At 69.9% G+C, this 5,559-nt stretch carries 8 protein-coding genes; all 8 read left to right on the top strand.

Annotated features, from left to right (window positions below):
• Positions 1 to 142: 142 nt before the first annotated feature.
• Entirely contained in the window at positions 143 to 847 is a 705-nt protein-coding gene (locus tag A612_RS08960) for a riboflavin synthase (protein WP_019374160.1), read from the top strand.
• Positions 848 to 935: 88 nt separating this feature from the next.
• Positions 936 to 1,430: an NUDIX hydrolase gene (locus A612_RS08955; RefSeq protein ID WP_019374159.1), complete on the top strand. Its 495-nt coding sequence runs from the start codon at positions 936 to 938 to the stop codon at positions 1,428 to 1,430.
• A gap of 65 nt (positions 1,431 to 1,495) precedes the next feature.
• Positions 1,496 to 2,614: a tRNA 2-thiouridine(34) synthase MnmA gene (gene mnmA, locus A612_RS08950; RefSeq protein WP_019374158.1), complete on the top strand. Its 1,119-nt coding sequence runs from the start codon at positions 1,496 to 1,498 to the stop codon at positions 2,612 to 2,614.
• A gap of 268 nt (positions 2,615 to 2,882) precedes the next feature.
• Positions 2,883 to 3,098, top strand: a complete 216-nt coding sequence (gene bcsD / locus A612_RS18170; protein WP_420891025.1) for a cellulose biosynthesis protein BcsD — start codon at positions 2,883 to 2,885, stop codon at positions 3,096 to 3,098.
• Positions 3,088 to 3,303: a hypothetical protein gene (locus A612_RS17910; protein WP_019374156.1), complete on the top strand. Its 216-nt coding sequence runs from the start codon at positions 3,088 to 3,090 to the stop codon at positions 3,301 to 3,303. Before bcsD ends, A612_RS17910 begins: the two co-directional genes overlap by 11 nt.
• Before the next feature lie 69 nt (positions 3,304 to 3,372).
• Entirely contained in the window at positions 3,373 to 4,053 is a 681-nt protein-coding gene (bcsP, locus tag A612_RS18165) for a cellulose biosynthesis protein BcsP (RefSeq protein WP_369333157.1), read from the top strand.
• Entirely contained in the window at positions 4,050 to 4,721 is a 672-nt protein-coding gene (bcsQ, locus tag A612_RS08940; protein ID WP_019374155.1) for a cellulose biosynthesis protein BcsQ, read from the top strand. Before bcsP ends, bcsQ begins: the two co-directional genes overlap by 4 nt.
• Positions 4,630 to 5,559: tetratricopeptide repeat protein (locus A612_RS08935; RefSeq protein ID WP_141630347.1), on the top strand; the 930-nt coding region annotated here is incomplete at its 3' end. The genes bcsQ and A612_RS08935, both read left to right, overlap by 92 nt.

Genomic DNA, 5,559 nt, shown 5'->3' with positions numbered 1-5,559 from the left:
CCGCCGCAGGCCGGCGCGGCAGCGGCTTAGGCGCACCCGCCCGTCCGGCTGCCGCCTGCGCATTGCCCGTCGCCGCGCCCCCGCTGGGTGCGGCTGGCACAATCCCGGGTTCCATCCAGCCTCTCCCGCCCCGTCCAGCCGCATGTTCACAGGCATCGTCCAGGCCGTCGCCACGCTCGCCGCCATCGAAGACCGTCCCGGTTTGCGCACTTTCACCATCGAATTCCCCGAGGGTTTCTGCGCAGGGCTGGAGATCGGCGCCAGCGTCGCCGTCGATGGCGTGTGCCTGACGGTGACCGACGTCGTCTCGCCCACCGCCGCACGCTTCGACGTCATGCAGCAAAGCCTGGACATCACCACCCTGGGCAGCTACGCACAAGGCGATCGGGTGAACGTCGAGCGCGCCGCCAAGGAGGGGGCCGAGATCGGCGGCCACCCGCTGTCGGGCCACGTGGACTTCACGGCGCGGCTGGAGAGCGTGCGCGAGTTTGACAACAACCTGGTCTGGCGCGTGGCCGTGCCCGAGCGCTACCGGCGCTACATCTTCGCCAAAGGCTACATCGCCATCCACGGCGCCAGCCTCACGGTGGCCGAGGTGGACCGGCGCGAGGGCTGGTTCGAAGTCTGGCTGATTCCCGAGACGCGCCGCGCCACCGTCTTCGAGGGCCTGCGTGCCGGCGACCGGCTCAACGTCGAGATCGAGCGCAGCACGCAGGTGGTGGTGGACACGGTGCGCGAGGCCGTGCACGACAGCCTGGGCCGCCTGGCGCCGGTGCTGGAGGCGCTGCTGGCGGAAAAGGGCCTGTCGCTGGACGACTACCTGCCGCGGCCCGAACTGCCGAAATGAGCACCGACCGGACGCCGTGCGCGCCTGCGGACAACGGCGCCGCAATCGCCGCAAGCCGCCCCTTCCTGGTCTCGCCATAATCCGCGCCATGCCCCACCGCTGGAAACCCAACGTCACCGTGGCCGCCGTCATCGAGCGGGATGGCCGCTTCCTGCTGGTCGAGGAGAACACGGCCGACGGCCTGAAGCTCAACAACCCGGCCGGTCACCTGGACCCGGGCGAGTCGCCCCAGGACGCCTGCGCGCGCGAGGTGCTGGAGGAGACGGCGCACGACTTCGAGCCACTGGCGCTGGTGGGCGTGTACCTGAACCGCTTCATCAAGACGCGCACCGGCGACGACCTGACCTACCTGCGCTTTGCCTTCTCGGGCCGGCTGGGGGCGCACCATGGCTGGCGCGCCCTGGACGAGGGCATCGTGCGCACCGTCTGGATGACCGCCGATGAAATCCGCGCCTGTCCGGAGCGCCACCGCAGCCCGCTGCTGCTGCGCTCGCTGGAGGATTACCTCGCGGGGCAGCGCTTTCCGCTGTCGCTGGTGCACACCGACCCATCGGTCGCCGCGATGCGCGCCGCCGCGGCCTGAAGCCAGCCAGCAGGGACCTGCGGCGCCCGACTGCAGGGGCTTGGCGGGCGCGGGATAATCCCCGCATGAGCAAGCAGCGTGTGGTCGTGGGCCTGTCCGGCGGGGTCGATTCGGCCGTCACCGCCCATCTCCTGCAACGCCAGGGCCACGAGGTGGTCGGCATCTTCATGAAGAACTGGGAAGATGACGACGACAGCGAATACTGCTCCAGCCGGCAGGATTTCCTGGACGCCGCGAGCGTGGCCGACGTGCTGGGCATCGAGATCGAGCACGTCAACTTCGCCGCCGAATACAAGGACCGGGTGTTCGCCGAGTTCCTGCGCGAGTACCAGGCCGGGCGCACCCCCAACCCGGACGTCCTGTGCAACGCCGAGATCAAGTTCAAGGCCTTCCTGGACCACGCCATGCGGCTCGGCGCCGAAAAGATCGCCACCGGCCACTACGCGCGCGTGCGGCGCAACCCCGAGAGCGGCCTGTTCGAGCTGCTCAAGGGCGTGGATGCCTCCAAGGACCAGAGTTACTTCCTGCACCGCCTGACCCAGGCGCAGCTGGCGCGCACGCTGTTCCCGGTGGGCGAGCTGCACAAGAGCGAGGTGCGCCGCATCGCCGCCGAGATCGGCCTGCCGAACGCGAGGAAAAAGGATTCCACCGGCATCTGCTTCATCGGCGAGCGGCCGTTCCGCGAGTTCCTGAACCGCTACATCCGCCACGCCCCCGGGCCGATCGTCGACGATCGCGGGCGCACGCTCGGGCGCCACGTCGGCCTGTCCTTCTACACCCTGGGGCAGCGCCAGGGGCTGGGCATCGGCGGCGTCAAGGACCAGGGCGCAGCACGCGGCGGCGGCGCGCACGCGCCCTGGTTCGTGGCGCGCAAGGATGTAGCGACCAACACCTTGCACGTGGTCCAGGGGCACGACCACCCCTGGCTGTTGTCCCACCGGCTCGCCGCCCAGGACGCGAGCTGGATTGCCGGCGCGCCGCCTGCTCCTGGTTCATGGGCTGCCAAGACCCGCTACCGCCAGCAGGATGCGGTCTGCACCCTGCTGCGGGCCGAGGGCGACGGTTTCGAGCTGCAGTTCCCCGAGGCCCAGTGGGCCGTCACGCCGGGGCAATCGGCGGTGCTGTACGACGGGGAAGTCTGCCTGGGCGGCGGTGTGATCGCGGCGGCCGACGGGCGGGGCTGATCCTCTTTGCCTGCCTTGCCCCAGCCCGGCGCGGCAACGGGGCGCTCGGGCGTGCGCAGCCAAGGTGACGGTTCGTATTCTGGCAACCGCTGCGGCACATACAAAAAAACTATTGCAAAAACTTCTTGTTTGTATAGAGTTATTGATTAGTCACACCGGATGTGAAAGCGGTTACAACGGGTTCACCCTTCCACTTGCTTGAACGACATGCTCTCTCCCTCGGCGTCCGCCGCCAGCCCCCCCCTTACCTCTTGAGCATGCCCAGCGGCTGCAGTGCGCGCGCCAATGGCGCGGCTTCCTGCTGGCGCTGGGGCAGGAGTTCGCCTCGGCCCTGTCGTCGGACGATCTCGGCCGGCTCATGGCACGTATCGGCAGCCGCTTTGCCGCCCAGCACGATCTGGGCCCTCAGGAAAGCGTGCCTGCGCTGCAAAATGCCATGAACCGTGTCTGGGAATCCATCGACTGGGGGGACAGTGACGCTTGACCAGACCCCTGCCGGCATCGGTATCGAACACCGTTTCTCTCCCCTGTCGGCGGCCTTCGGCGAAGGCGCCGGCTGGGCCGCAGGCTTCCTGCAGGGCGCCTACCAGCAATGGTTCGATGCCGCGGGCGCGGACGGGCTGCGCGTACAGCCTGCCGCGCCGCTCGACGGCCTGGGCAGCATGCGCCTGCGCCTGGCGAGCGCCTGAGGGCCGCAGTCGACCGGCCGAGGACGACCCGAGGACTCCACACCATGCCGCAGCAACCCCCCCCAGGACATCGTTCATCTCTTCCGGGAATTCGGCGGCCGCCCGCAGAGCTACCAGGAACTGGGCCGGGCGCGCAAAGTAGAGCAGGCACGTGAGCGCTGGCCGTTGCTGTCACGCCTGCAGGACTCGCCGACCGATGCACAGGTCCCACCGGTGCGTCAGGGAGCCGAGCCCCTTGCGGCGCCTGCGCCGGGCTGGAGCCGGCACGGCCCAGGTGAAGTGGCGGCGCCTGCCCATGCGCCCGTCTCGGCGGATGGTCACGCTGCCGCCCCCTCAAGTTTGGCGGAGGCCTTCGCCGCCCTTCGCCCCACTGCGGCGCAGGCCCGCCTCCGGACGGTGTCTTCCGCGATCACGGATACCCCCGTGGCGGAGCCGCCTCCACGGAACGCTCTGGCCGCCGCCTTCGCCTCGCTGGCAGCGCAGTCTGCGGCGTCAGCGTCGGCGCAGGCTTCGTCCGAGCCTCAGGTCACGGTACCTCGGCCCTCCGGCGCGGCGTGGACGTCTTCTCGCAAGGAGCCCCGGCTGGACCGCGGGCAGCAGGCCCCGCTCCGCCCCGGCCCGGCCAGCCTGGACGGGTCCTCGCCGCTGGCGCGCCTGGCCGCAGGCGCAACCACTGCCAGCGAGCCCAACGCCCCACCCTCGGGACTGCGGCACTTTCTTGCACGGTTGACTGGACGAGTTAACCCATGAATGTCCTTGCCGTCGCATCCGCCAAGGGAGGGGTCGGCAAGACCACGGTGACCGCCAGCCTGGCCGCGGCTCTCTCGCGCCTCACGCAGCGCACGGTGCTGGCCATCGACCTCGACCCCCAGAACGCGCTCGCCTTCCACATGGGCTGCGACCCGCTGGACCTGCGGGGACTGTCGCGTGCCAGCCTTGCCGGCCAAGGCTGGGGCGAAGCTTGCTTCGAGCTCCAGCCGGGCCAGTACGTGCTCCCCTACGGCGCGGTGACCGAGCAAGACCGCACCACCCTGGAAGCCCGGATGGCGGCCGATCCCGATTGGCTGGCGCACCACCTGCGCGCGCTGCAGCTGCCGGACGATGCCCTGGTGCTGCTGGACACTCCGCCCGGCCCCTCAGTCTATGGCCAGCAGGCGCTCTCGGTGGCCCGCTGGGTGCTGGTGGTGATGCTCGCCGACGCGGCTTCCTACGCCACGTTGCCGCTCATGCAGCGCATGATCCAGACCTACTGCGCGCCGCGGCCCGACTTCGCGGAAGCCCTGTATCTGCTCAACCAGCTCAACTCAGCGCGCGCGCTGTCCCAGGATGTCCTGCAGGTGCTGCGCGACGCTGTCGGCCCGGCCTATCTCGGCGCCATACTGGAGCGGCGCGCTGGCGACGCTCGAACGCATTCCTGAGCAGAATCGCACGCGCGACATCGCCGCGCTGCAAAAGCGCGTGTGGGTCCACGTGCAGGCCGAGGCGGCCTCTGCACTGGCGCGCGAGGGGCGGGTGCAGCAGGCCCAGTCCGTCCTCATGCAGGCTGAGCCCTTCATCGGACAGGAGCCGGAACTGCTGGGGGCAGTGGCTCTCGCCTGGGCGGATGTGGGCGATCCGAACCGCGCGCTGGCCATGGTGCGCGACATGCTGGCACGCACGCCGCGCCCGGAAGTGGGACTGCGCCTGCAGTATGCGGCGGCGCTGCTCAAGACGCAGCAGGACGTCGAACTGGCAGGCGTGCTGCGCCAGCTGCAGGACACCCCCATGTCGGCGCAGGATCGGCGCAGTTTCGAGGACATCCGTGTCGGCTACATCTTGCGCCAGGTGGATGGATTGCGACAGGCCGGCGACCTGGCAGGGGCCTATGACATGCTGGCCCCGTTGCTGGCCGAGCGCCCGCAGGATCCGGAAGTCGTTGGGGCACTGGCACGCATGTATGCCGACCACGGTGACCACGCGCAGGCCATGGGCCTGTACCAGCGTCTGCTGGAGAGAGACCCGCGCAACGTCGGCCTGCTGCTGGCCGCGGCCAACACCGCCACCGGCGCCAAGGACCATGCCTACGCCGAATCGGCGGTGCAGATCGCCCTGCAGATCGCTCCGCAGGATCCGGACGTCCTGACCACGGCCGGTCGCGTCTACCGCGCAAAGGGCCAGGCGAGCAAAGCCGGACAGTACTTCGCGGCAGCCATCGAGGCAGAGAACCGCCAGCGCGCCCAGCTCATGGTCGCTGCGGGGCAGGGCGGCGGCCCCGCC

Origin of the sequence: Melaminivora alkalimesophila, assembly GCF_000282995.1 — a bacterium.
Lineage (GTDB): Bacteria > Pseudomonadota > Gammaproteobacteria > Burkholderiales > Burkholderiaceae_C > Melaminivora > Melaminivora alkalimesophila.
Note: the sequence above shows the minus strand (reverse complement) of the source record. Positions and strands in the feature narration are given on the sequence as shown.